Raw genomic sequence first — 22034 nt, 5'->3', positions numbered from 1 at the left:
ATGATCTTTAAAGGCTTATAAGTCACTAAACTATACAAACCAACTTATTCTATCTAAAATTTTACACGAAAGCCTTCAGCCTAGCATTCTGAATCAGAGTAGAATGCGTTTTTTGAATGATTTTCAAATAAAAAGCCCCCAAAACTTTAGTTCTGAGGGGCTTAATTTTACACGTAATTTTATCTGCGGATGATATTACATCATGCCGCCCATGCCGCCGCCACCCATTGGTGGGTGTGCTGCTGCTCCGCCTTCTTCAGGCTCATCAGCTAAAACAACTTCTGTAGTTAATAACATTGCTGCAATCGAAGCTGCGTTTTCTAAAGCTACACGAGAAACTTTAGTTGGGTCGATAACACCAGCACCAATTAAGTTTTCGTAAACATCAGTACGAGCATTGTAACCGAAATCTGCAGTTCCTTCTTTAACTTTTTGAACTACGATAGAACCTTCAATACCTGCGTTTTCGCAAATTTGACGTAATGGCTCTTCAATAGCACGACGAATGATTTGAATACCAGTATTTTCATCTTCATTGCTACCTTTTAAGTCAGCTAAAGCAGCTACAGCACGAATGAAAGCAACACCACCACCAGCAACAATACCTTCTTCTACAGCTGCACGAGTTGCATGTAAAGCATCATCAACACGGTCTTTTTTCTCTTTCATTTCAACCTCACTAGCAGCACCAACGTAAAGAACTGCAACACCACCAGCTAATTTAGCCAAACGCTCTTGTAATTTTTCTTTATCGTAATCAGATGTAGTAGTTTCTATCTGAGCTTTGATTTGGCTAACACGAGATTTAATATCTTCTGAGTTACCAGCACCATTGATTACAGTTGTATTGTCTTTATCAACAACAACTTTCTCAGCAGAACCTAAGTAAGTTAAATCAGCATTTTCTAATTTGTAACCTCTTTCTTCTGACACAACAATACCACCAGTTAAGATTGCGATGTCTTCTAACATTGCTTTTCTTCTATCGCCAAAACCTGGAGCCTTAACAGCAACAACTTTTAATGAACCACGGATTTTATTAACTACTAAAGTAGCTAAAGCTTCGCCATCTAAATCTTCAGAAATAATAACTAAAGGCTTACCAGTTTGAACAGTCTTTTCTAAAACAGGCAACAATTCTTTCATGTTGCTGATTTTTTTGTCGTAGATTAAAATGTATGGGCTATCTAATTCAGCTTCCATTTTATCTGCATTGGTAACGAAGTATGGAGATAAATAACCTCTGTCAAACTGCATACCTTCTACCGTTTTAACTTCAGTTTCAGTACCTTTTGCTTCTTCAACAGTAATTACACCATCTTTACCAACTTTGCTCATTGCCTCAGCAATTAACGAACCGATAACCTCGTCATTGTTAGCCGAGATAGATGCAACTTGTTTAATTTTATTGTTATCCTCACCAACTGTTTGAGATTGCTCTCTTAAGTTAGCAACAACAGCAGCAACAGCTTTATCAATACCGCGTTTTAAATCCATCGGATTTGCACCCGCAGCAACGTTTTTAATACCAGTAGTAATAATTGCCTGAGCTAAAACTGTAGCAGTTGTAGTTCCATCACCAGCAATATCAGCTGTTTTTGAAGCTACTTCTTTAACCATTTGAGCGCCCATGTTTTCAACCGCATCTTTCAATTCGATTTCTTTAGCAACCGTAACACCATCTTTAGTAATTGCCGGAGAACCGAATTTTTTATCGATGATTACGTTACGGCCTTTCGGACCTAAAGTTACTTTTACTGCATTCGCTAAGATATCAACACCACGTTTCAGGGCGTCACGTGCTTCCACGTTATATTTTACTTGTTTTGACATTTCGAGATTTGTTTTAATGTTTTAGTGTTGGAAAGTTGAAAGATTCAACCATCCGTTTTATAACGTTGCAACATTTAATGTTACAACATTTTAATATTTACCCAACAACAGCGTAGATATCAGTTTCACGCATAATTAGGTAATCTTTACCTTCGTAAGGGAATTCGGTACCACCGTATTTACCATAAATTACAACATCACCAACTTTTACACTAGCTTTTTTACCTTCAGAATCTTCTTCAGAAACAGAAACTACAGTTCCTTTAGATGGTTTTTCTTTTGCAGTATCAGGGATATACAAACCCGATGCAGTTTTTTCTTCTGCCGCAGCTGGTTCAACAATAACTCTGTTCGAACTGCCAGCAATTGGTTTTAGGTTTAACGCCATTTTTTTTATTATTTATTTTGAGTTTACTTTTAATTACTAAGCATACAATTAACACTTATTATGCCAAGTGCCATTGAGGGACAAATTTGCCAATTTTTTAAACAATTGCAGAATGTTGCGTGTCAGCTTGGCAGAGCTCCAGAAATAAATTCGTTCTTAATAAAGATTTGAAAAGGAACATCAGTAGCATTTCGGTTTGGGTTTGCCCCGCTTTCACCGCAAGTCCTCGTTACACTCCGGGCTTTACGCTACAATCGGGTTTAGAAACAAAGGTTGCTTCGCACCTCGCAACAACCACCGTTCAAGAGCTTCATTGCGAGGCACAAAGCAATCTCCTTCTTATAAGTAAGCCATAGCCTATCAACAATTGAGAATCTAAAGCAGCCTATAATGAATGCGAATTCTGTATAAAAAATGTGTTAAAGGAATTTGCTATTCATGCCGTTGGTTGAAACCAATGGTATATAGAAAAAACCAAAGTGCCTTAAAACAAAAAAAGCTTTCCCATTTGAGGAAAGCTTTTAAAATGTTTGGTTTGGTTTAAACTATTTTTTGGTTGTATCTGCTTTTGCAGGTGCAGCCGGAGTTGCATTATTAGTTGCGCCACCACCAATTGGAGAAGGTGTAGGCATTTTATTTAAACGCTCCTGTAATTCTGTGTTACCGGTTGCAGCTGTGCTTCCAGATTTGCCCATTGTAGTAATACCTAATGTTAAAACAACAATAACGGCTAACAAAATCCACGATCCTTTTTCTAAAACATCGCCTGTACGTTGCACACCAAACATATTGCTGGTGCCACCACCTGTTGCTAAACCACCACCTTTAGGATTTTGTACCAATACAAATAAACCTAAAGCTACACACGCAACGATTAATAAAATGATTAAAAGGGTTATCATGATAAAATATATTTTATAATTTCTTTTCTATAGATTGGATAAGGTCGGCAAAGTAACCACTTTTTTCTGGATATTTCAAACTTAATTTTTTATAAGTATCTATGGCCTTGTGGAAAAGCATTTGTTCTATATAAATCTTTGCCAATGTTTCAGAAACTAAGTCGTAATGGTCTTCAGCGCTTTTCTTAGCCTTATTTTCATTATCAATTTGTTCAGGTTTCGGTGGCCTTATACTTGGGTCTTCCTTTAAAAACTTCTCAATAATTTCTGCACCCTTAACATCTTTAACCTCAGCCGAAGGATATTCTGCTAAATGGTCAGCAACTTCAAAAGGCGTTTGAATGTGAAAAATATGCTCTACATATTGCTGCTGAAAAGTTGCCTGTTGTTGTGGTTTTGCCTCCTGTTGCTTTGCAACTGCAGGCGCAGGTTGTGCATAAGGCTGAAATATCTGCTCATGTTCTTTCCTGGTTTTGGCCAGCCACCACAAAAACGTGTATGGCATTTTATCATCATCATATTTTGATAAATAGCTGTTTTCAGGCTCATCAGGAATTACAGTTTCTATGTTGGGTGCAACAGAAATCACATCTGTACTCAACTTTTGTTCAAACGCAAAAAAATCAGCTGATACTACACTTTCAATGTAATCATCATCTTTTATTTCTGTTTGTAAATCTTCTGGCTGTTCTGTTTTTTTCGAAACAAAATCATATGTAATTGGCTTAACAAACGGTTTTACTTCACCAATCTCTTCATAAACTTCTGGTTCTTCTTCACCTTCAATGTATTCGGCTTCCAAAGTTTCAATTTCCGGTAAATCCAGACTTGAATCCGTTTCGTTTAATAGAATTTCTTCTTCAACGGCAATTTCGTCCTCAACCTCCGCTTCTTGCAAAATATTGTACAAAACATTTCCATTGCTGTAAAGTGCTGCCTTCGAAACGAAATCAGCGTCAGCCTTGGCTAAAAGTAAATGAATGGGCTGTGCGTAAGGAAATTGCGCTAACAAATCCAACAAAGCCGGCACATGTGCCTTCCTTACTTTTCCGGGTTGAGCCAATAAATCTGTAAGAAGTTGTTTGTTATTCATTGTTGAGGTTTGCTACTAAGTTAAAAATTGCAGTCGATTTTTAAAATTTTTAGCTACCACTGCGCAAAGGCACGGTTAAAAATATCTTCGGTTAATTGCTTATTTATATTCTCTATTGCCTGTGGCTGAACCGCCTGCAAAGAACCTCCTAGCGGAAAATCAAAAAAACGTGTAAAACTTTCTTCAAAGCTTTCTTTTTCGTGCCCCTCGATATTATTTTTGTATTTAACCGAAATGGTAATGGTTAAGCGGTTGTTAGATGCTGTTGGCGTACTGCTAGATGTTAAAGCCACAGGCTTTATATCGTAACCCGTAATTCTACCCTCAAAAATAGCATCGCCATCGTTTGGCGTAATGCTTAGTTTAGTTTGTGTTCTAATACGTGATTTCAAGGCTTCTGTAAAATCCTGACTTAAAGTTGGAACCACCAAAGGCGCTGCATTTTCAAAAAAGCGTACCGTAACCGTTTTTAAACCTTCGGTTGATGCCCCACTAAATGTATAAGCACAAGAGCTTAATACAGTAATAAGTAGAAATGCAAATATTTTAATTTTCATAAATTCAGTTTCAAACCCAAATGAAAAATTGGCTTATAAATTTAGTTCCTTAATTTTTCTGTAAAGCGTTCTTTCAGATATACCCAATTCCTGAGCGGCAAATTTTCGTTTGCCTTTGTGTTTTTTCAAAGCCTTTTTTATCAAATCAGATTCTTTATCTACCAGAGATAACGATTCTTCAACTTCTTCAGCATCATGCGCAAAATAATCTGAATTATTATTGCTGTTGATGTTATTATTTGATGTTGGGTGTTGAATGGTAAAGGCGTGCTCTTGTCCAGCAGGCAATTCTACATCTCTGTAAAGTTGATTAATATATTGTGGATTATCAGCCAGAACTGTTGCGGTATTACCACCATGCTGGATAATTTCGGCAACAAGCTTTTTTAACTCAACCATGTCTTTTTTCATGTCGAAAAGCACTTTATACAGAATATCTCTTTCCGTAAAATCTTCTTTCGATTGAGCATTTATCGCCATTGGTAAATTACTTCCGGCCTCGTTAGGGATGTAGTTTAAAATTGCTTGTCCGCTAACGTTCCTATCCTTCTCCAACACACAAATTTGCTCAGCAATATTTTTTAACTGACGAACATTTCCCGGCCAGCTGTAATTGGTTAAAATCTGAATTGCTTCTGATTCTAACTGCAATCCTGGAGAACGATATTTATCACTAAAATCGGCAGCAAATTTTCTGAACAACAAATAAATATCCTCTTTACGTTCTTGCAAAGCAGGAATACGCAATGGAACGGTATTTAATCTGTAATATAAATCTTCACGAAATTTTCCGTTTTTAACACGGGTATAAACATCAACATTTGTTGCAGCAATAATACGAACATCTGTTTTTTGTACTTTCGATGAACCTACACGCAAATACTCTCCACTTTCTAAAATCCTTAATAAACGGGCTTGTGTTCCGAGTGGTAATTCGGCTACTTCATCTAAAAAAATTGTTCCGCCATTAGCAACTTCAAAATAACCTTTACGGGCTTCATGCGCACCTGTGAACGAGCCTTTTTCGTGCCCAAATAATTCTGAATCTATTGTTCCTTCTGGAATGGCGCCACAGTTTACAGCGATAAAAGCACCGTGTTTGCGGGCGCTCATTTGATGGATAATTTGCGAGAAAACCTCTTTACCACTTCCACTTTCACCAGTAATTAATACCGACATATCTGTTGGCGCAACCTGACTGGCAATATCTATAGCACGATTAAGCAGTGGCGAATTGCCGATAATACCGAATCGTTGTTTAATATTTTGTGTATCCATTCTTTAGATTTCAATTTTTAGACCAGCCCCGTCATTGCGAGGCACGAAGCAATCTTACAAATTAGGTTAAAGCAACCGCATTAAGATTGCTTCGTGCCTCGCAATGACGAAAACACTAAACTATTTTTCCAATCAGCGTAGCTGAAGTACATCTTTCGATGTAAACATTTGCATATTGCCCAGGTTTAACACCATCAATTGCAGGGAAAATTGCCATCGCCCCGCTATCGCCTCTTCCGCAATAATCTTTATCCGATTTTTTTGATGTGCCTTCAATTAATACACGAACGGTCTTTCCAACCCATTCTTGTAAACGCATTAAAGAGTGTGCTTGCTGTTTTGCTAAAATCTCAGCTAAACGACGTTTTTTAACATCTTCAGGAATATCATCTTCCAATTTACGGGCAGCTAACGTTCCAGGTCTTTCTGAGTAAGTGAAGTTGTAAGCAAAATCGTATTGCACATAATCCATCATACTCAAAGTTTCCTCATGTTCTTCTTCAGTTTCAGTACAGAAACCTGCGATAATATCCGTAGAAATTGCACAACCCGGAATGATTTTTTTAATTGCGTCAATTCGGTTAATATACCATTCGCGGGTATATGTTCTGTTCATCAACTCCAAAACACGTGTATTACCAGACTGAACCGGCAAGTGAATGTAATTGCAAATGTTATCGTATTTGGCGATGGTGTGTAGAACCTCATCGGTAATATCTTTTGGATGCGAAGTAGAAAAACGAACCCTTAAATCTGGACTAACCAAAGCAGTTTGTTCTAATAATTGAGCGAAATTTACCGTTTCTGTTCCGTCTTCAGATGTCCATGTGTAAGAATCTACGTTTTGACCTAAAAGTGTTACTTCGCGATAGCCTGCTTCGAACAAACTTTTTGCTTCTTCAATTATCGAATGTGCATCGCGGCTACGTTCACGTCCGCGGGTAAAAGGAACCACGCAGAACGAGCACATATTATTACAGCCACGCGTAATAGAAATAAATGCTGTAATACCATTGCTATTTAAACGAACCGGACTAATATCAGCGTAAGTTTCCTCACGGGATAATAATACGTTTACGGCTTTATGTCCGCTTTCTACCTGCTCAATTAAGTTCGGCAAATCGCGGTAAGCATCTGGTCCGACAACAACATCTACCAAACGTTCTTCTTCTAAAAATTTAGATTTTAAACGTTCTGCCATACAACCTAAAACACCAACAATTAATTTCGGATTACGGCGTTTTTCTACCCCAAATTGCGAAAGGCGATTTCTAACCCTTGTTTCTGCATTTTCGCGGATAGAACAAGTGTTAATGAAAATCACATCTGCCTGATGATAATCTCCAGTAGTTTCAAATCCAGTTTCTGAAAGAATAGAGGCTACGATTTCGCTATCAGCAAAATTCATCGCACAACCATAACTCTCAATGTATAACTTACGGGCGTCGGCTTTAATTGGTGTATCTAAAATTAAAGCCTCACCTTGCCTAGCTTCATTGTGTGTTTTATCCTGTACTTGTAAATCAATCATTCCTGTAAAAACATTTGGGGATTGCAAAAATACATAAATAAAATTAAAAGTGACAAATTGACATATTTACTTTAAATGTTTACAAAGGGATTATTTTATGTTGATTTAAAGCCGTAGAATTTTAAATTTGTTGGTATGCTAAAAGCCGAAATTAGAAAGCAAGCGTTAAAAGAAAGGTTATCTTCTAGTGATGATGATTATCAGAAACTTAATAAGATGTTACTTAGTCAATTTCAAGCATTGGATTTTAGATCAATTGCAACCATTCATGTTTTTTTACCAATAGTTGAGAAGAACGAACCAAATACATTTTTATTGATTGAATGGCTTGCTGAAAATAATCCTCACATTAAAATAATCGTTCCCAAGGCTGATTTTGAAACCGCTTTAATGACTAACCATGAGTATTTAGGTGTAAATGATTTGCAAAAGAACCTTTACAACATTCTTGAACCGCAAAAAGGAAGCATACATAATCGAGAAATTGATATGGTTTTGATCCCACTTTTAGCTTTTGATAAAATGGGTTACCGGGTTGGTTATGGCAAAGGTTTCTATGACCGTTTTCTGGAAAATATAAATGCTCAAAAAATAGGCTTATCTTTGTCTCCTGCGATTGAAAAAATTGATGATGTGAACGAACATGACATTAAATTAGACTTTTGCATTACGCCAACAGAAATTATAAAATTTTAAGCTTAGCAAATCATGCCACAGGAAATCGTTATTAAAACCGAAAAACAATACGAAGACAACATGATTGCTGTATTTGAATTGCAGGAAAAAGAAGAGCTTACTGCTGAAGATTTAAAGCAAATCGAATTGATGCTGAAAGCCGGAGAGAAATACGAAGCAGAGCATTTGTAATTTAATTGCTTTATTAGGCATATTTACATTTTGACCAGTCGTCATTCCCAATTAAATTGGGAATCCTAAAGCGGCTTGTATTTTGCTTTAAGATTCCCGCCTTCGCGGGAATGACGAGAAACGAAAGAAAATCTGCGAATCTGTGGCAAAACAAACTTAAACCTGTGCTTTAACAAAATCGCTTACCAAATAAGCAATTAATTTCGAAGTTAATTTGCTCACTCTCCCATCTAATAGTCGTGTTGCACCCTCACTTATGTGCAAATAAGAAAATTTGTTTTTGTTCGTTAAAATCAACTTCCTAATATCATTCACAGAAAAACCCGATGGTGTTTCGGCGCTGGCAAGTACGTTTTGAATGCAATCTAAATCTATTTCCAAACCAGCTGTAGAACCAATTGCAGAAAAGAAATCTTCATAGCCCGTACCTTTTAAAATATCATCAAAAAATATTGCCTTTAGCTTTGGGCTTGTTTCAATTTGAGTTAAAATAGCTTCGTTATTGTAGTTTTGATGCAATCCATACATGAAATAATTATCCAGATATTTTTCGCTCAAAGCGTAAGTAAACCCATTTCCACTATGTCTTCCCTCCGATTCTCTTAAATCGGCATGCGCATCGATATTTAAAACATCAATTGGATTTTTTTTTGCTAACGATGTTCCTCTAATAATTGGATAAGCATTGTTATGTCCGCCGCCAATTACGATTGGAATTTTACCTTCTGCAACAATTTTTTCAATTACCGGATGAACCAAATTATCAATTTCACTTACTTTTTTTCTTAAAGCATTAACAGTTGAATCTTCAGGTTCTTCAATTTCAAAATGGCCCAAAACCAAAATTTCTTCGCCAGATAAAAAGCGATTACTCTGAATATTTAAAAAAGCCATTAAAGCTGGTCGCCAGGTTGTAGAAGCGCCCGCAATACCCGAGTTTGCCCGAATCCCAATATCTTCAGGAATACCCAAAAGCACAAATTCAGCATCCGATGATTTCAGCGAATCCAAAGAAGCTGTTACTTGCACCTTTTCGCCAAGTTTGGTTTCTCCATCGCGGTAAATAATCAGATTATTGACATCGCTTTGCGAATATATTTTAAGGCTATCCATTGTAAATTTCGCCATTTAAAATGATGGTCTCTACTTGCGTTTCGCCGAAGCTATAAGGCAAATAGGCAATTGAAGGCATTGGTTTAGTAATAAATAAGTTTGCTTTTTTGCCAATTGCTATGCTTCCGTAATTATTACTGATTTCCATAGCAGCTGCGCCATTTAATGTTGCAGCGTTTATGGCTTGCTCTGGTTGCATTTTTAGTTTTATACATCCTAAAGAAACCACAAAATTCATATTTCCTGATGGCGTTGAGCCCGGATTATAATCGCTTGCTATTGCAACCGGAACGTTTTCAGCAATTAAACTCTTTGCATCAGCAAAAGGTATCCCTAAATAAAACGAACAGGAAGGCAAAAGTGTTGCAATGGTATTTGATGTTTTTAAGCTATTTATGGTTTCTTGGTTGGTTTCTTCAAGATGATCGACAGATACCGCATGGTTTTTTACACCGATTTCAACCGCTCCCGAAACTGAAAGTTGATTGGCGTGAATTTTAGGTTTCAAACCATATTTTGCACCTGCCATTAAAATTTGGTCGGTTTCTTCAACAGAGAAAAATCCTTTTTCGCAGAAAACATCGATGTAATCGGCTAATTTTTCAGCGGCAATTTGTGGTAACATTTCATTAATAATTAAATCGATATAACCTTGATGGTTATCTTTGAATTCCTTCGGATAAGCGTGAGCAGCCAAAAATGTTGCTTTTATCGGAATCGGAAAGTTCCCTTTTAATCGTTGGATTACCCGTAGCATTTTAATCTCACTTTCTACCGTTAAGCCATAACCACTTTTAATTTCAACTGCTCCAGTGCCTTGCAAAATCATATTTTTTAAGCGAAAAGATGCACTTTCAAACAACTCATCTTCTGTAGCTTTTTGAAGTTTACTTGCCGAATTTAAAATTCCACCTCCGGCAGCTGCAATTTCTTCATAAGTTTTACCCTGAATTTTCATAGCAAACTCTTCCTCGCGAGAGGCCGCAAAAACAATATGCGTATGACTATCACACCACGATGGAAAAACATATTTGCCTTTAGCTGAGATTTGAGATGGGAGATTTGAGATTTGAGACGGAATTTCGCTCATCTTCCCAAAATCTTTAATTAAATCATATTCAATTAAAAGCCATGCATTTTCCAAAACAGGCAAATCTTTCATCTCGCTTCCGCGAAGAACTAATTTATCTTTTGGATGCAAGCCAACGAGACCTTTTATATTTGTGATTAGCATTTGGTTAGCGTATTGGTGAATTGTTTAAATTGTTGCAATCGGTTAATCTGCTTTGCAAAACAGTTAACCATTTAATCGATTAACCGTTCAACCAATTCATTCCATTTCCAGCAAAACCGGACAATGGTCTGAATGTATTGCATCGGGTAAAATCCTAACATTTTTTAATCTGCCTTCCATTGGTTTTGTAACTAAGTGATAATCGATACGCCAACCCAAATTTTTACCTCTTGAACCTGCACGATAACTCCACCAAGTGTAATGATGCGGGTCTTTGTTAAAATGGCGGAAAGCATCTACAAAACCATTTTCTAAAAATAATTGCATCCATTCGCGTTCTTCGGGTAAAAAGCCTGATGAATTTGCGTTAGATTTTGGATTGTGAATATCAATTGATGTATGGCAAATGTTGTAATCTCCGCTCACAATTAAGTTCGGAATTTCTTTCCGCAATTCGCCGATATAAACATCAAAAAACTTCATGAAGGCATATTTTTTCAACTGTCTTTCATCTCCACTCGAGCCCGATGGCATGTATAAACTCATCAACGAGAAATCATCAAAATCGGCTCTTAAAATTCTTCCCTCTTTGTCAATCCATTCTTCGCCGCAGCCATATTCTATGTGATTGGGTTTTATTTTTGTTAAGATAGCAACGCCACTGTACCCCTTTTTCTCCGCCGGAAACCAATAATGATGATAGCCCAATTGCTCAACCAAAGCAATAATTTCAGGTATTTGTGATGGCATTGCCTTTACTTCTTGCAGGCAAACCATATCGGCATTTGTAGCCTGCAACCACCCGAAAAAGTTTTTTGTACTTGCTGCCCGAATTCCATTAACGTTATAGGATATGATTTTCATAGTTGATTACCACGATTGAAATTATGGTTTATGTTATTTTCCAAAAGTCCATATAATTTTAAGAACCCATCATATTCATCTTGGAAATTTTTCTTCCTATGGTGTTCTTTTTGATTTTTAATGTAATGATACACTCTTTCTAAAACGGATTCACTAACAGAAAATGTTGCATAACCAGTTTGCCATGAGAAATGGTCTTCTATTAATTTCTCCTGATTTACAAAGTTAGATGTGCTGCCTTTAACTTGCTTTATTACATCTGAAATTGATTTATTTGGATTCAACAAGAAAAGACAATGAATATGATCGGGCATTCCATTTATAGCACTAATTACACAACCTAAATCTGTAAACTGCTTATAGATAAAATCGTAAACTTTACGCTCAATATGCGGAGTGATGTAATGTTGTCTATGTTTTGTTGCCCAAATTGCAGGTACCCAAATCTTGTTGTATGAGTGCGGCATAAATCATCGATAAAATAATGGTTCATGAATTTAACATTTTTTCTTCTACTAATTGCTTCCCAAGATTGAAATCTTGGGCAATATTGCAGGAACGATATTGCTCGTAAAACCTAGTATTTTATGGTTTTGCAGCTTAATCTACCATTTTTATCTTCCAATCACATTCCCAAGATTGAAATCTTGGGCAATATTTCATGAGCAATACTGATAGTGGATTTAGGCTTACGGTTTTGCAACTCAACCCACGGTAATTTTTTTACTAATCACATTCCCAAGATTGAAATCATGGGCAATACTACATAAACAATACCGCTCTTAAATCTAGGGCGATATGATTATGCGTCTTGCAACTCAACCCACGATTTCAATCGTGGGAACATGGCAAGAACATAAAACTATACCTTAACTCCTTTCGCCAACTCCCGCTCCAGCTTCTTCGCTTCTCTCCTTTTCAAAATGGTAATATCCATTTTTACATCACTTTTAGGTCGGTTATTTTTACCGGTTTCTAAAACAGCAATTTTATCAACCATATCTAAGCCAGAAATAATTTCTCCATAAACAGTATAATTCCTATCTAAATGTGGTGTTCCACCGAGGGTTTTATAAACCTGCCTTTGCCACTCCGGAATTTTAAACTTCAACCTTTTTTCTTCTAAACTATTTAATTGCTCATCTGTAAAAACCTTTCCTTGCACCAAATAAAACTGACTTCCGCTTGATGCCTTTTCAGGATTATTATCTCTAGCGGCAGCTAAAACGCCTTTTTTGTGAAATAAGCTATCTCTAAATTCTGCCGGAATGGTATATTTCGGCCCGCCCTCGCCTAATAAAGAATCTGGCCTTGCATTTTTAGAATCCGGGTCTCCGCCTTGAATCATAAAATCTTTAATCACCCTGTGAAATAGAGTACCATTGTAATAGCCCTGCTTGGCAAGTTTTATAAAGTTATCGCGATGCAATGGCGTTTCATTATATAGCTTCACAATGCACTCGCCAAACTCCGTTTTAATTCGGATATATTGATTTTTAGGCTTTGCGGCATAGGCAGATATTACAGAGAAAATGCAGATAAACAATAATAATTTCTTCATTTAAATAGTGTTTAGGGCTAAATTAAGTTAAAAAATGAAATTCAATAAATAAAGAGGTTTAATATTCGGTTTTTTTTGCCTTAACTTTGTAATAATGAAGTTAAAACAAAAAATAGCACTTTCTTTGGCCGTATTCTATGCGGTTAGTGTTATGGGTTTGGCTTTAAGTCTGCATTTTTGCGGCGGCAAATTAGAAAATGTAAAGTTGTTCAGTAGTGAGCTTGCTTGTAACCTTTGCAAAGATATTCCGGCAGAGAAAATAAAAGACGATGGTTGCTGTAAAAACACGCAGGTAACAGTTAAAGTAAAAGATAGCCATCAAACTGCGGCAAAAGTAGAAATGCCAAAGTTATTCTCTATTCAACTTTTTCTTCACCCACAGGTTTTAGAATTTTTGAGCAACATTACTCCCGCATTTTTTAGCAAAATCAGCAACAAAGCGCCGCCACTTTCTACGCGGGTTGCCTTGCATGTTTTCAATTGCATTTTTAGGAATTAGGATTTATCATTTGCCTTTCGGTGCATAAGCATTTCGACACAGGCTCAATGTGACATTTTCTTTAAATTCTAATTCAAAAAATCATGAAAACAATAAAAATATTCAGCATTATTATGCTTCTTTTTGCCGTTAAAGTTTCGGCTCAACAAATATCAACAGCAGATTTACAAGTAACTGGTTTAACCTGCTCAATGTGCTCAAATGCAACACAAAAATCATTAGAAACCTTGGGTTTTATCAATACTGTAAAACCAGATTTAAATAAAAACATCTTCGTTTTAACGTTTAAAAAAGGTGCAGATATTAACATCGATTTAATCCGCAAAAAAGTTCAGGATGCAGGTTTTTCTGTTGGTGGTTTAACTGCTGATTTTACTTTCAATCAGGTTAAGGTGGATGATAAAGGTCAGGCGACAGTGGATGGTAATGTTTATCGTTTCGTAAATGCAAAAAGCAAAACTTTAAACGGAACGGTAAAAGCATCAGTTGTTGATAAAAATTTCATTTCAGGTTCTGCATTTAAAAAACAAGCTGCTTCGGTAAATTCTGATGCTTATGCAAACGGAACGGCAATTGTAAACGGAAAGAAAACTCGTGTTTATCACTTAGTTCTTTCTTAAAATGAGAAGAATATGGATAATGGCACTGATTTTAATTAGTGCCTATAACAACGTGTTTTGCCAGGAATTATATGTTTTTACTGAGCCCGCAAGTAACATGCCCACCAAATCAATTGGTATACGTTTAACCAACGAAGGCATGTTTAACAATCCGGGCTTTGTAAGCAGAACGATTCCGGAAGTGATGTTTGGCTTCAACAAGAACTTGATGGCGCATGCACAAGCGTTCTTATCAGATATGGATGGGCGGTATCGCTTGGAGGGTGGAAGCTTGTATGCAAAATATCGTTTCTTATCAATAGATGAAGCTCAAAGCCATTTTCGAGCTGCCGCATTTGGAAGAATAAGTACAAGCAAAAGACCTGGTTTTAGCAAAGATATCAATCTAGAAGGCGATAACTCTGGTTGGCAAGCTGGATTAATATTTACTCAACTGCTTCATAAGCTTGCGCTTTCTGCAACGTTAGGTTATGCTGATGCTTTCGGGCCATCGGATAAGGTTAACAGATTCAACACCCCGAAGCCAGATAAAATGCTTTCGTATAGTTTATCATCAGGCTATTTAGTTTTACCCTTTGTTTACAAAGATTATAATGAACCCAATTTTAACCTTTATTTCGAAATGTTGGGCAAAACCGACCCTAGTTCGGGTGAATCTTATTTAGATTTGGCTCCCGCAGTTCAGGTTATTTTGAATAGCCGAACCAGAATTGATCTAGGTTATCGCTTCCAGGCAACGGGCAATATAACAAACCGATACTTAAAAAACATGTATCTGCTAAGGGCAGAATTTAACTTTTTTAATGTTTTAAAATAAAATATACAAGATGAAAAAAATCATGATAATGATGGCTATAATTGCCATTGCAACTACAAAATTAACTTTCGCACAAAGTAAAACTGATGCAGCTTTTAATCAATTATTAACTGCTTATTACGATGTAAAAAATGCTTTAGCTACTGATAAAAAAGATTTAGCTGCTGAGAAAGTGAAATCACTATCTGCTAAAGTTGATGCAATTCCGCACAAAGATTTACCAGCAACACAACATACGCTTTGGATGGAACAAGCCAAAATAATCAAAGCTAAAGCGACTGAACTGGCCGCTGGAAAAGACATCAAGGCACAAAGAAAATCTTTTGAATTGATTTCTTCTGCGATGATTAAAACCGTTAGAAATATCAAATTTAATACTTCAACAGTTTACGTTCAGCATTGCCCAATGGCCAAAGCAAGTTGGTTAAATGAAAAAGAAAACATCGAAAATCCGTACTACGGAAGCATGATGTTTGATTGTGGCGATGTTGCCGAAACAATCAAATCGAAATAATGAATCTGCATATCAAAAATATGGTATGCAACCGTTGCAAAATGGTGGTTAAAGCTGAGCTCGAAAAACTTGGCTTTAACCCTATTTCGGTTGAACTAGGTAAAGTTTCACTTTCAGAGAATATTTCTAACGATGATAAATCGAAAATTGCTGAGAAGTTAAATCACTTTGGTTTTGAATTATTGGAGGATAAAAAAACTCAAGTTACCGAGCAGATTAAAACCTCAATTATCGATTTGATTCATTACTCAAAAGAGCCTTTAAAAATTAATCTTTCTGCTTATCTAAGTCAGCAGATTAATATAGAATATAACCAACTAAGTGCTATTTTTTCTGAAGTCGAAAATCAAACCATCGAAAAGTATTTCATCGCTCAAAAAATAGAAAAGGCGAAAGAAATGCTCACTTACGGCGAATTAACGCTTAGCGAAATTGCTTATCAACTAAACTACAGTAGTGTTGCTCATCTTTCTGCTCAATTTAAAAAGGTAACAGATTTAACGCCATCAGCTTATAAAAACCAGACATCAGATAAAAGGAAAACTTTAGATGAGATATAAACTGATATCATTCCGTCAGTTGAAACTGACGGCAAAGAATGCCATGCAAGAAAAGAGGATGGCCGATGATGCGCCATCCATTTCATTGCCGTCGACTTCAGTCGACGGATAAAAATGAAGACAGATGGAGTTTCTAGCCTTTTCTTAACATAAATCAAGCGTCAAAAAACGGTGATGCTGTAACTTTACATTAAAATTCAGCATCATGTCAACCTTAGCACAATTCAGAAGTTTTACCCAACGTTTGCCACAAACGGATTTAATGCCTACTCTTTTTATTGGTCATGGTTCGCCGATGAATGGCATTGAAAATAATGAGTTTAGCAGAAGCTGGACAGAATTGGCAACACATATTCCTGTTCCGAAAGCGGTTTTAGTTGTTTCTGCACATTGGTACACACACGGAACTTTTGTTACTGCGATGGATTTTCCATCAACCATTCATGATTTTGGTGGCTTCCCACAAGCACTTTTCGATGTTCAATATCCAGCACCTGGAGATGCAAAACTTGCAGCAGAAATTCCATCGTTAATTCACTCAACGCATGTTGGCTTAGACCACGACTGGGGTTTAGACCATGGAACGTGGACAATTATTCGTCACATGTATCCAGAAGCAAATATTCCAGTTTTACAATTAAGCATTGATTATACAAAATCGCCAGAACAACATTACGAAATTGCGAAAGAGATTTATGCACTTCGTAAAAAAGGCGTATTGGTTATTGGAAGTGGAAATATGGTGCACAACCTGCGTATGCTAAGCTGGGAGATGATTAATGGCGGCGGCTACGATTGGGCAAATGAAATGAATGATAAATTCAAAAATTTAATCGCCAATGATGACCATAAACCATTAATTGATTACAGAAATTTAGGAAGCGAAGCGATGTTGGCTATCCCAACTCCGGAACATTACCTGCCATTGATTTATACTTTGGGATTAAAAAACGATAAAGAAGAAATTTCGTTCTTTAATGATAAGGCTGTTGGTGGCTCGTTAACAATGACTTCTGTTTTGGTGGGGTAGTTTTAAACGCAAAGGATGCGGAGCTAAGTACAAAGTAAACGAAATTGGGTGTAAAACATATATTTCCAGCCAACTAAGCCAACGCACTATTTCTTCGTTCTACTTTAAAACGGCCTAACATCCCGTACGTACGGGATTGGAGATACACCGTCAAAGCCAAACCACTAACTTCAATACAAAAATTTTCAGCCGGCAATTTTGTGTTTTCACTGGTTTATATTTTTTAATCGGAGTTCAAGCTTGCTTCGCAGGTCTTTTGTTGTCAAAAGAAAAAAGCCTGTCTGGCCAAGACAAATAAACACCCCGCCCTGCGGGCACCCCTCTAGGAGAGGGGAATGCATATCGTATAAACAAAGCCCATAAAAAGTCACGACATCCGTTTAAAATTCTATAACATTTTATGATTATTCTGTAACGCTATTAACTCTTTCAAAAGGTAAATTTGTATTATGACACATACCTATCAACTTACCGGCATGACTTGCGGTGGTTGCGAAAATAAAGTAAAAAGTAATCTTTGGGTTTTGCCTGATGTTACCTCGGTTGAGGTTTCTAAGGATACAAATTCGGCAACCATCAGCATGGATAAACATATTGGTTTAGATACTTTGCAGCAAGCTTTAGGCGGGGCAGAAAGTAAATACCAAATAACGGCGAACAGCCATAGTGAATTGGTGGAAGAAACAAAATCATGGGCAATAACTTATAAGCCAATTTTGTTGATTTTTGGTTATGTAACAGCCGTTTCCTTGCTGGTTTCGTGGCAAGATGATACCATAAACTTAATGACTTTCATGCGCATTTTCATGGCTGGATTTTTCTTAACGTTTTCTTTTTTTAAGATGTTAAACTTAAAGGCTTTTGCCGAAAGCTACATGATGTATGATATCGTGGCAAAGAAATTTGGTGCCTGGGGCTACATTTATGCTTTTATCGAACTCGGTTTGGGTTTAAGTTTTGCACTTAACTTATCACCTGTTATTGTAAATTGGGTTACTTTAATTGTAATGACAGTTAGTATTCTTGGCGTATTGGAAAGCGTTTTAAACAAGAAAAAAATTCAGTGTGCTTGCCTTGGTGCCGTTTTTAATTTACCGATGAGTACTGTTACCATTGTTGAAGATGCAATTATGATTGCAATGAGTGCCACAATGTTGATTTTGATGTAGTCATTTTCGCATGAGGAGTGTGAGGAAATATAAGCTAGGGTATCGAAATAGTATTTGTGATGTGTGCTAAGTGATGTTTTCCATGCCAGGCATACATACCCAACATATTCGCTAATGTAAGTTCTTTTCCCTGAGCCGGATGAATATATCTACGTTGATAATCATCCAATTTCAATGTTTTAAGAAATGCCACCCAACGTTGGTGTAAGCTCACCAAAAGTGCAACAGACATCTGAATGCCCCCATTTTTTGCTTCCTCGGTTTCAGCCCAACGCTCTTCGTAGTAAGGTCTAATGATTGGAATGTCTTCTGTTAAGGCCTGCTTAAAACGGATATATGCATTCATATGGCTATCGGGAATATGATGAACCACTTGCTTTAACGTCCAACCATCCGGACGATAAACCTGATTTAATTCTTCATCACTTAAATTTTCTGTTGCTTTTTTGATTTGATTGGGTAAAGCTTCAATTTCCGAAATCCAGATAGCAGCTTGTTCTTCATCGAATATTTCTGGCATTACAAATTGCCCGATTGGGTATTTAAGTTTTTCTAAATCCATGTGGGAAAAATAGGAATTTTATCATAATTGTCATACTGAGCTTGTCGAAGTACTTAAGTGGTCTTCGATAAACTCAGACTGACATATTGAGCTAATAGAATTTTTCTAAAAACCCTTAAATCCTGTTCTACATCAGCTTCTTCAACCATTTTAGCAATCCCAAATTATAAGGAGGATAAATCATTTTGGTCATGCCAAACTTCGATTGGAAAACAACTGCTCTTTCATGAGAGAAGTTTTTGAAGCCAAATATTCCATGACTACTTCCTATCCCACTACTATTTACACCACCAAAAGGAAGATTGGGATTGCTGATATGTACCAAAACATCATTAACACAAGTACCTCCAGAACTGGTTTCATTGATGATTTTTTCTTGATTCTTAGCACTATCAGAGAAAATGTAAAGCGCTAGTGGCTTATCTTTTGAGTTCACAAAATCTATAGCATTCTGTAAGTTTTTGTATTTAATTATAGGTAAAACCGGACCGAATATTTCCTCTTGCATAATACTATTTTCGGCGCTTACTGAAGTCAAAACGACTGGATTAATGGTTAAAGATTCTGGGTTTGTTTCTCCGCCAAATTCTAGTATAGCGCCCTCGATTACCGCCTTTTTTATTAAGCCATCCAACCTATTAAATTGTTTCTCGCTGATGATTTTACCAAAAACCTCGTCGTTAATTTTTCCATAGTTAAAAAACATTTTATCAGCCGCTACTGTAAAATGGCTTACAAATTCTTTTTCCAGCTTTTCATCAATTAAAACATAATCCGGAGCGATACACGTTTGCCCAGCGTTAACCAGTTTGCCCCAGGCAATCTTTTCAGCAGCCTTTTTTAAATCACAAGAATCATCAATGATTGCCGGAGATTTTCCACCTAATTCTAAAGTAACCGAAGTAAGATTTTTTGCCGCAGCTTCCATTACAATCTTTCCAATGGCTGTACTTCCGGTAAAGAAAATATGGTCGAATGGGAGTTTTAATAATGAAGTTGAGGTTTCGGCATCGCCCTCAAAACAAGCGATTTCTCTCTCTTCAAAAGTATTTGATATAATTTTATGGATAACGCTAGCTGTTGAATTACTTAACTCCGATGGTTTTAAAATGGCACAATTTCCGGCTGCAATTGCAGAAATCAACGGACTCATAATTAATTGTAAAGGATAATTCCATGGGGCAATAATTAAACAAACGCCTTTTGGTTCGTAATAAATCTTATTGCCTGCAAATAGATTACTCATGGTTTTACCAACAGATTTTGGCTTCATCCAGCCACTTAGTTTTTTTATCGCATGGTCTATTTCAGCATAGGTAAAAAACAATTCGGTTACGGCAGTTTCAAACTTACTTTTGCGCAAATCTTTATCCAAAGCAACATAAATTTCCTCTTCAGCAGATTCTAGAGCTTGCTTAAGTTTTTTGAGTTTAGCAATTCGTGTTTTTGAATCCGTTTTCCGTAACTCAAATTTGTATTTTTGTTGTAAATCGAAAACTGATTTTATTTTTTGATCCATTGAGTTGTTTGTCATCTTGAGCTTGTCGAAAGGTAATGTTAAGTCTTCGATAAACTCAGACTGACACAATATTCCCTTGTTAAATTTAGTTAAAATCAATTCATTTCATCAAAAACTCATCCATTTAAACCATATTGCAAATAATTTTAAACATCAGCAATGAAGAAGTTGTTTCTCCTTTTCACGTTCTTAATTCCAATTGTTACTTATGCCCAAACCATTAAAACGGATGTATTGGTTTTGGGTAATTCAAATGCCGCATTTGCTTCAGGAATTCAAGCATCAGAATCGGGTGTTAACGCTATAATTTTAACACAAAGTGATGGATTTAAATTAAGTAATTATAAAAACTTACCACAAACCGGAGTAACCAAGGCTTTCGAAAAAAGGGCAAGAAAATCTTTAAAAATTGCAGATAGTGTTGCGCTGCCTGAAATAACCAATCAAATTTTAAATGCTGTAGTTAAAAATTGGTCGGATAGTTCTAAACTTTTAGATGTGATTAACAACACACCGTATTATGAGTTAAAACGCTCAGGAAGTGGCTGGGAAGCAAAACTTAAAAAAGAAAAAAGCATTAGAGCAAAGGTTTTAATTGTTGCAGATGATATTGAGAAAATTCTTCCAGCATTAAAAGTGGCTAGTTTAAAAGCGGCAGAAGCTAACGAACTAAATTATTCAGAAAATTTATATCGCACTACAATTGGGGGATTAAACGGAACATCAGATTTTCTATCGCTTTACAATTTGCTAATTCCAAATCAGGAAAATATCCTTTACATAAAGCCTGATAATCTGGAAATTGGACAAGCAGCTGGAGCAACCGCAGCTTATGCGGCGTTTTTTCAGACTAAAACCAGCTTATCTAACTTAAAAAGAATACAAGGTGAACTGTTAAGTTACAAACTTCCGTTATTACCTTTTGAAGATGTAAAAATTGCAGACTCTAATTGGTTAGCAATACAAAAAGTTGGCATAACCGGGATTCTAAAAGCGGAGATTAAGGGCGGGAAAGTATTTTTCAATCCAGAGAATGTAGTTACTTATGATGAAATTAAGCAGCCAATTAAAGATTATTATTACAAAGCGCAAATTTGGTTTGATGACCATCAAAATATTCCATTCAATTTAGAAAACACAATCTCGATGGTTTGCTATGTTGGCAATAAAGCTGTTGATGCCACAAAAATTGAAATAGAAAAGAAATGGAATAAAAACTATAAGTTTTCTTCCAGATTTGATTTAAAAAAGGTTTTAACGCGACGAGAATTTTCAATTATCATCAATGAATATTTGAAACCTTTCGATGTGGTAAATGTGGATAGAACAGGAAGAGTGATTCGATAATTTTTTAACCACAGATGCACACAGATAAACACGGAAGACACGGAAAATCTTTTCAGTCCCGTTCGTGTAAACCTGTGTTTCCGTAGCAACCTTTTTGATAAATAACTATCGGATAAAACCTCTCCCAGTTGGCGTAAGTGAAGCTACTTCCGTCCTTTGTTTCCCTCTCCTTAAGG

Annotated in this window: 25 protein-coding genes; 11 read left to right on the top strand and 14 right to left on the bottom strand. The window is 36.4% G+C overall.

Annotated features, from left to right (window positions below):
- Positions 1 to 195: 195 nt before the first annotated feature.
- Both groL and ACO05K_RS17465 read right to left on the bottom strand, forming a co-directional pair.
- Positions 196 to 1833, bottom strand: a complete 1638-nt coding sequence (groL, locus tag ACO05K_RS17470) for a chaperonin GroEL (protein ID WP_421945698.1) — start codon at positions 1831 to 1833, stop codon at positions 196 to 198.
- 97 nt (positions 1834 to 1930) lie between these two features.
- A complete protein-coding gene (locus ACO05K_RS17465; protein WP_025141798.1) occupies positions 1931 to 2221 on the bottom strand; it encodes a co-chaperone GroES in 291 nt (96 codons plus the stop codon).
- 167 nt (positions 2222 to 2388) lie between these two features.
- Here ACO05K_RS17465 and ACO05K_RS17460 point away from each other — a divergent pair, with 167 nt between their 5' ends.
- On the top strand, positions 2389 to 2577 hold the full coding sequence (locus tag ACO05K_RS17460) for a hypothetical protein (RefSeq protein ID WP_421945697.1): 189 nt from the start codon (positions 2389 to 2391) through the stop codon (positions 2575 to 2577).
- Positions 2578 to 2766: 189 nt separating this feature from the next.
- On the opposite strand, the gene secG is transcribed toward ACO05K_RS17460, so the two are convergent.
- The 5 genes from secG to miaB all read right to left on the bottom strand — a co-directional run bounded on the left by secG (position 2767) and on the right by miaB (position 7582).
- A complete protein-coding gene (gene secG / locus ACO05K_RS17455; RefSeq protein ID WP_421945696.1) occupies positions 2767 to 3123 on the bottom strand; it encodes a preprotein translocase subunit SecG in 357 nt (118 codons plus the stop codon).
- A gap of 13 nt (positions 3124 to 3136) precedes the next feature.
- Positions 3137 to 4216 carry a hypothetical protein gene (locus ACO05K_RS17450; protein WP_421945695.1) on the bottom strand — a complete coding sequence of 360 codons (1080 nt, stop codon included), beginning with the start codon at positions 4214 to 4216 and terminating at the stop codon, positions 3137 to 3139.
- A gap of 53 nt (positions 4217 to 4269) precedes the next feature.
- Positions 4270 to 4773, bottom strand: coding sequence for an LptE family protein (locus ACO05K_RS17445; RefSeq protein ID WP_421945694.1), 504 nt, complete (start codon positions 4771 to 4773; stop codon positions 4270 to 4272).
- Between the two features lie 33 nt (positions 4774 to 4806).
- Entirely contained in the window at positions 4807 to 6051 is a 1245-nt protein-coding gene (locus ACO05K_RS17440) for a sigma 54-interacting transcriptional regulator (protein ID WP_421945693.1), read from the bottom strand.
- A 115-nt stretch (positions 6052 to 6166) separates the two neighbouring features.
- Complete coding sequence (gene miaB / locus ACO05K_RS17435; RefSeq protein ID WP_421945692.1) at positions 6167 to 7582, bottom strand: tRNA (N6-isopentenyl adenosine(37)-C2)-methylthiotransferase MiaB; 1416 nt, start codon at positions 7580 to 7582, stop codon at positions 6167 to 6169.
- Positions 7583 to 7717: 135 nt separating this feature from the next.
- Between miaB and ACO05K_RS17430 the strand changes: the two genes are divergently transcribed.
- Together ACO05K_RS17430 and ACO05K_RS17425 are read left to right on the top strand one after the other, a co-directional pair.
- On the top strand, positions 7718 to 8278 hold the full coding sequence (locus ACO05K_RS17430; RefSeq protein ID WP_421945691.1) for a 5-formyltetrahydrofolate cyclo-ligase: 561 nt from the start codon (positions 7718 to 7720) through the stop codon (positions 8276 to 8278).
- A gap of 12 nt (positions 8279 to 8290) precedes the next feature.
- Positions 8291 to 8449 carry a hypothetical protein gene (locus tag ACO05K_RS17425; RefSeq protein WP_157255332.1) on the top strand — a complete coding sequence of 53 codons (159 nt, stop codon included), beginning with the start codon at positions 8291 to 8293 and terminating at the stop codon, positions 8447 to 8449.
- 156 nt (positions 8450 to 8605) lie between these two features.
- Here the strand turns inward: ACO05K_RS17425 and ACO05K_RS17420 are convergent, their stop codons facing one another.
- The 5 genes from ACO05K_RS17420 to ACO05K_RS17400 form a co-directional block, all read right to left on the bottom strand.
- Positions 8606 to 9577 carry a formimidoylglutamase gene (locus ACO05K_RS17420; protein WP_421945690.1) on the bottom strand — a complete coding sequence of 324 codons (972 nt, stop codon included), beginning with the start codon at positions 9575 to 9577 and terminating at the stop codon, positions 8606 to 8608.
- On the bottom strand, positions 9555 to 10796 hold the full coding sequence (hutI, locus tag ACO05K_RS17415; protein WP_421945689.1) for an imidazolonepropionase: 1242 nt from the start codon (positions 10794 to 10796) through the stop codon (positions 9555 to 9557). Before hutI ends, ACO05K_RS17420 begins: the two co-directional genes overlap by 23 nt.
- 96 nt (positions 10797 to 10892) lie before the next feature.
- Positions 10893 to 11660, bottom strand: coding sequence for an exodeoxyribonuclease III (locus ACO05K_RS17410; protein ID WP_421945688.1), 768 nt, complete (start codon positions 11658 to 11660; stop codon positions 10893 to 10895).
- Positions 11657 to 12127, bottom strand: coding sequence for an IS200/IS605 family transposase (gene tnpA, locus ACO05K_RS17405; protein ID WP_421945687.1), 471 nt, complete (start codon positions 12125 to 12127; stop codon positions 11657 to 11659). The genes ACO05K_RS17410 and tnpA overlap by 4 nt, the downstream gene beginning before the upstream one ends.
- 395 nt (positions 12128 to 12522) lie before the next feature.
- Positions 12523 to 13221: a peptidylprolyl isomerase gene (locus ACO05K_RS17400; RefSeq protein WP_421945686.1), complete on the bottom strand. Its 699-nt coding sequence runs from the start codon at positions 13219 to 13221 to the stop codon at positions 12523 to 12525.
- 94 nt (positions 13222 to 13315) lie between these two features.
- On the opposite strand from ACO05K_RS17400, the gene ACO05K_RS17395 reads away from it, so the two are divergent.
- The 7 genes from ACO05K_RS17395 to ACO05K_RS17365 all read left to right on the top strand — a co-directional run bounded on the left by ACO05K_RS17395 (position 13316) and on the right by ACO05K_RS17365 (position 18430).
- Positions 13316 to 13720: an HYC_CC_PP family protein gene (locus ACO05K_RS17395; RefSeq protein WP_421945685.1), complete on the top strand. Its 405-nt coding sequence runs from the start codon at positions 13316 to 13318 to the stop codon at positions 13718 to 13720.
- A gap of 83 nt (positions 13721 to 13803) precedes the next feature.
- Positions 13804 to 14340 carry a heavy-metal-associated domain-containing protein gene (locus ACO05K_RS17390; protein WP_421945684.1) on the top strand — a complete coding sequence of 179 codons (537 nt, stop codon included), beginning with the start codon at positions 13804 to 13806 and terminating at the stop codon, positions 14338 to 14340.
- 1 nt (position 14341) lies between these two features.
- The gene (locus tag ACO05K_RS17385) at positions 14342 to 15157 is read left to right on the top strand and encodes a hypothetical protein (protein ID WP_421945683.1); all 816 of its coding nucleotides are present in this window, start codon (positions 14342 to 14344) and stop codon (positions 15155 to 15157) included.
- Positions 15158 to 15167: 10 nt separating this feature from the next.
- Positions 15168 to 15671 (top strand): DUF3347 domain-containing protein, encoded by a 504-nt coding sequence (locus ACO05K_RS17380; RefSeq protein WP_421945682.1) that lies wholly within the window; start codon positions 15168 to 15170, stop codon positions 15669 to 15671.
- Entirely contained in the window at positions 15671 to 16231 is a 561-nt protein-coding gene (locus ACO05K_RS17375; RefSeq protein WP_421945681.1) for a helix-turn-helix domain-containing protein, read from the top strand. The genes ACO05K_RS17380 and ACO05K_RS17375 overlap by 1 nt, the downstream gene beginning before the upstream one ends.
- Before the next feature lie 205 nt (positions 16232 to 16436).
- Positions 16437 to 17261: a 4,5-DOPA dioxygenase extradiol gene (gene ygiD, locus ACO05K_RS17370; RefSeq protein WP_421945680.1), complete on the top strand. Its 825-nt coding sequence runs from the start codon at positions 16437 to 16439 to the stop codon at positions 17259 to 17261.
- 449 nt (positions 17262 to 17710) lie between these two features.
- Positions 17711 to 18430 (top strand): heavy-metal-associated domain-containing protein, encoded by a 720-nt coding sequence (locus ACO05K_RS17365; protein ID WP_421945679.1) that lies wholly within the window; start codon positions 17711 to 17713, stop codon positions 18428 to 18430.
- Positions 18431 to 18464: 34 nt separating this feature from the next.
- Here the strand turns inward: ACO05K_RS17365 and ACO05K_RS17360 are convergent, their stop codons facing one another.
- Entirely contained in the window at positions 18465 to 18992 is a 528-nt protein-coding gene (locus ACO05K_RS17360; RefSeq protein WP_421945678.1) for a YfiT family bacillithiol transferase, read from the bottom strand.
- Between the two features lie 127 nt (positions 18993 to 19119).
- Positions 19120 to 20511: an aldehyde dehydrogenase family protein gene (locus ACO05K_RS17355; protein ID WP_421945677.1), complete on the bottom strand. Its 1392-nt coding sequence runs from the start codon at positions 20509 to 20511 to the stop codon at positions 19120 to 19122.
- 159 nt (positions 20512 to 20670) lie between these two features.
- Here ACO05K_RS17355 and ACO05K_RS17350 point away from each other — a divergent pair, with 159 nt between their 5' ends.
- Positions 20671 to 21858, top strand: a complete 1188-nt coding sequence (locus ACO05K_RS17350) for a hypothetical protein (protein WP_421945676.1) — start codon at positions 20671 to 20673, stop codon at positions 21856 to 21858.
- Positions 21859 to 22034 lie beyond the last annotated feature (176 nt).

This window comes from Pedobacter sp., from assembly GCF_965227205.1.
In the GTDB taxonomy this organism is placed as follows: domain Bacteria; phylum Bacteroidota; class Bacteroidia; order Sphingobacteriales; family Sphingobacteriaceae; genus Pedobacter.
Note: the sequence above shows the minus strand (reverse complement) of the source record. Positions and strands in the feature narration are given on the sequence as shown.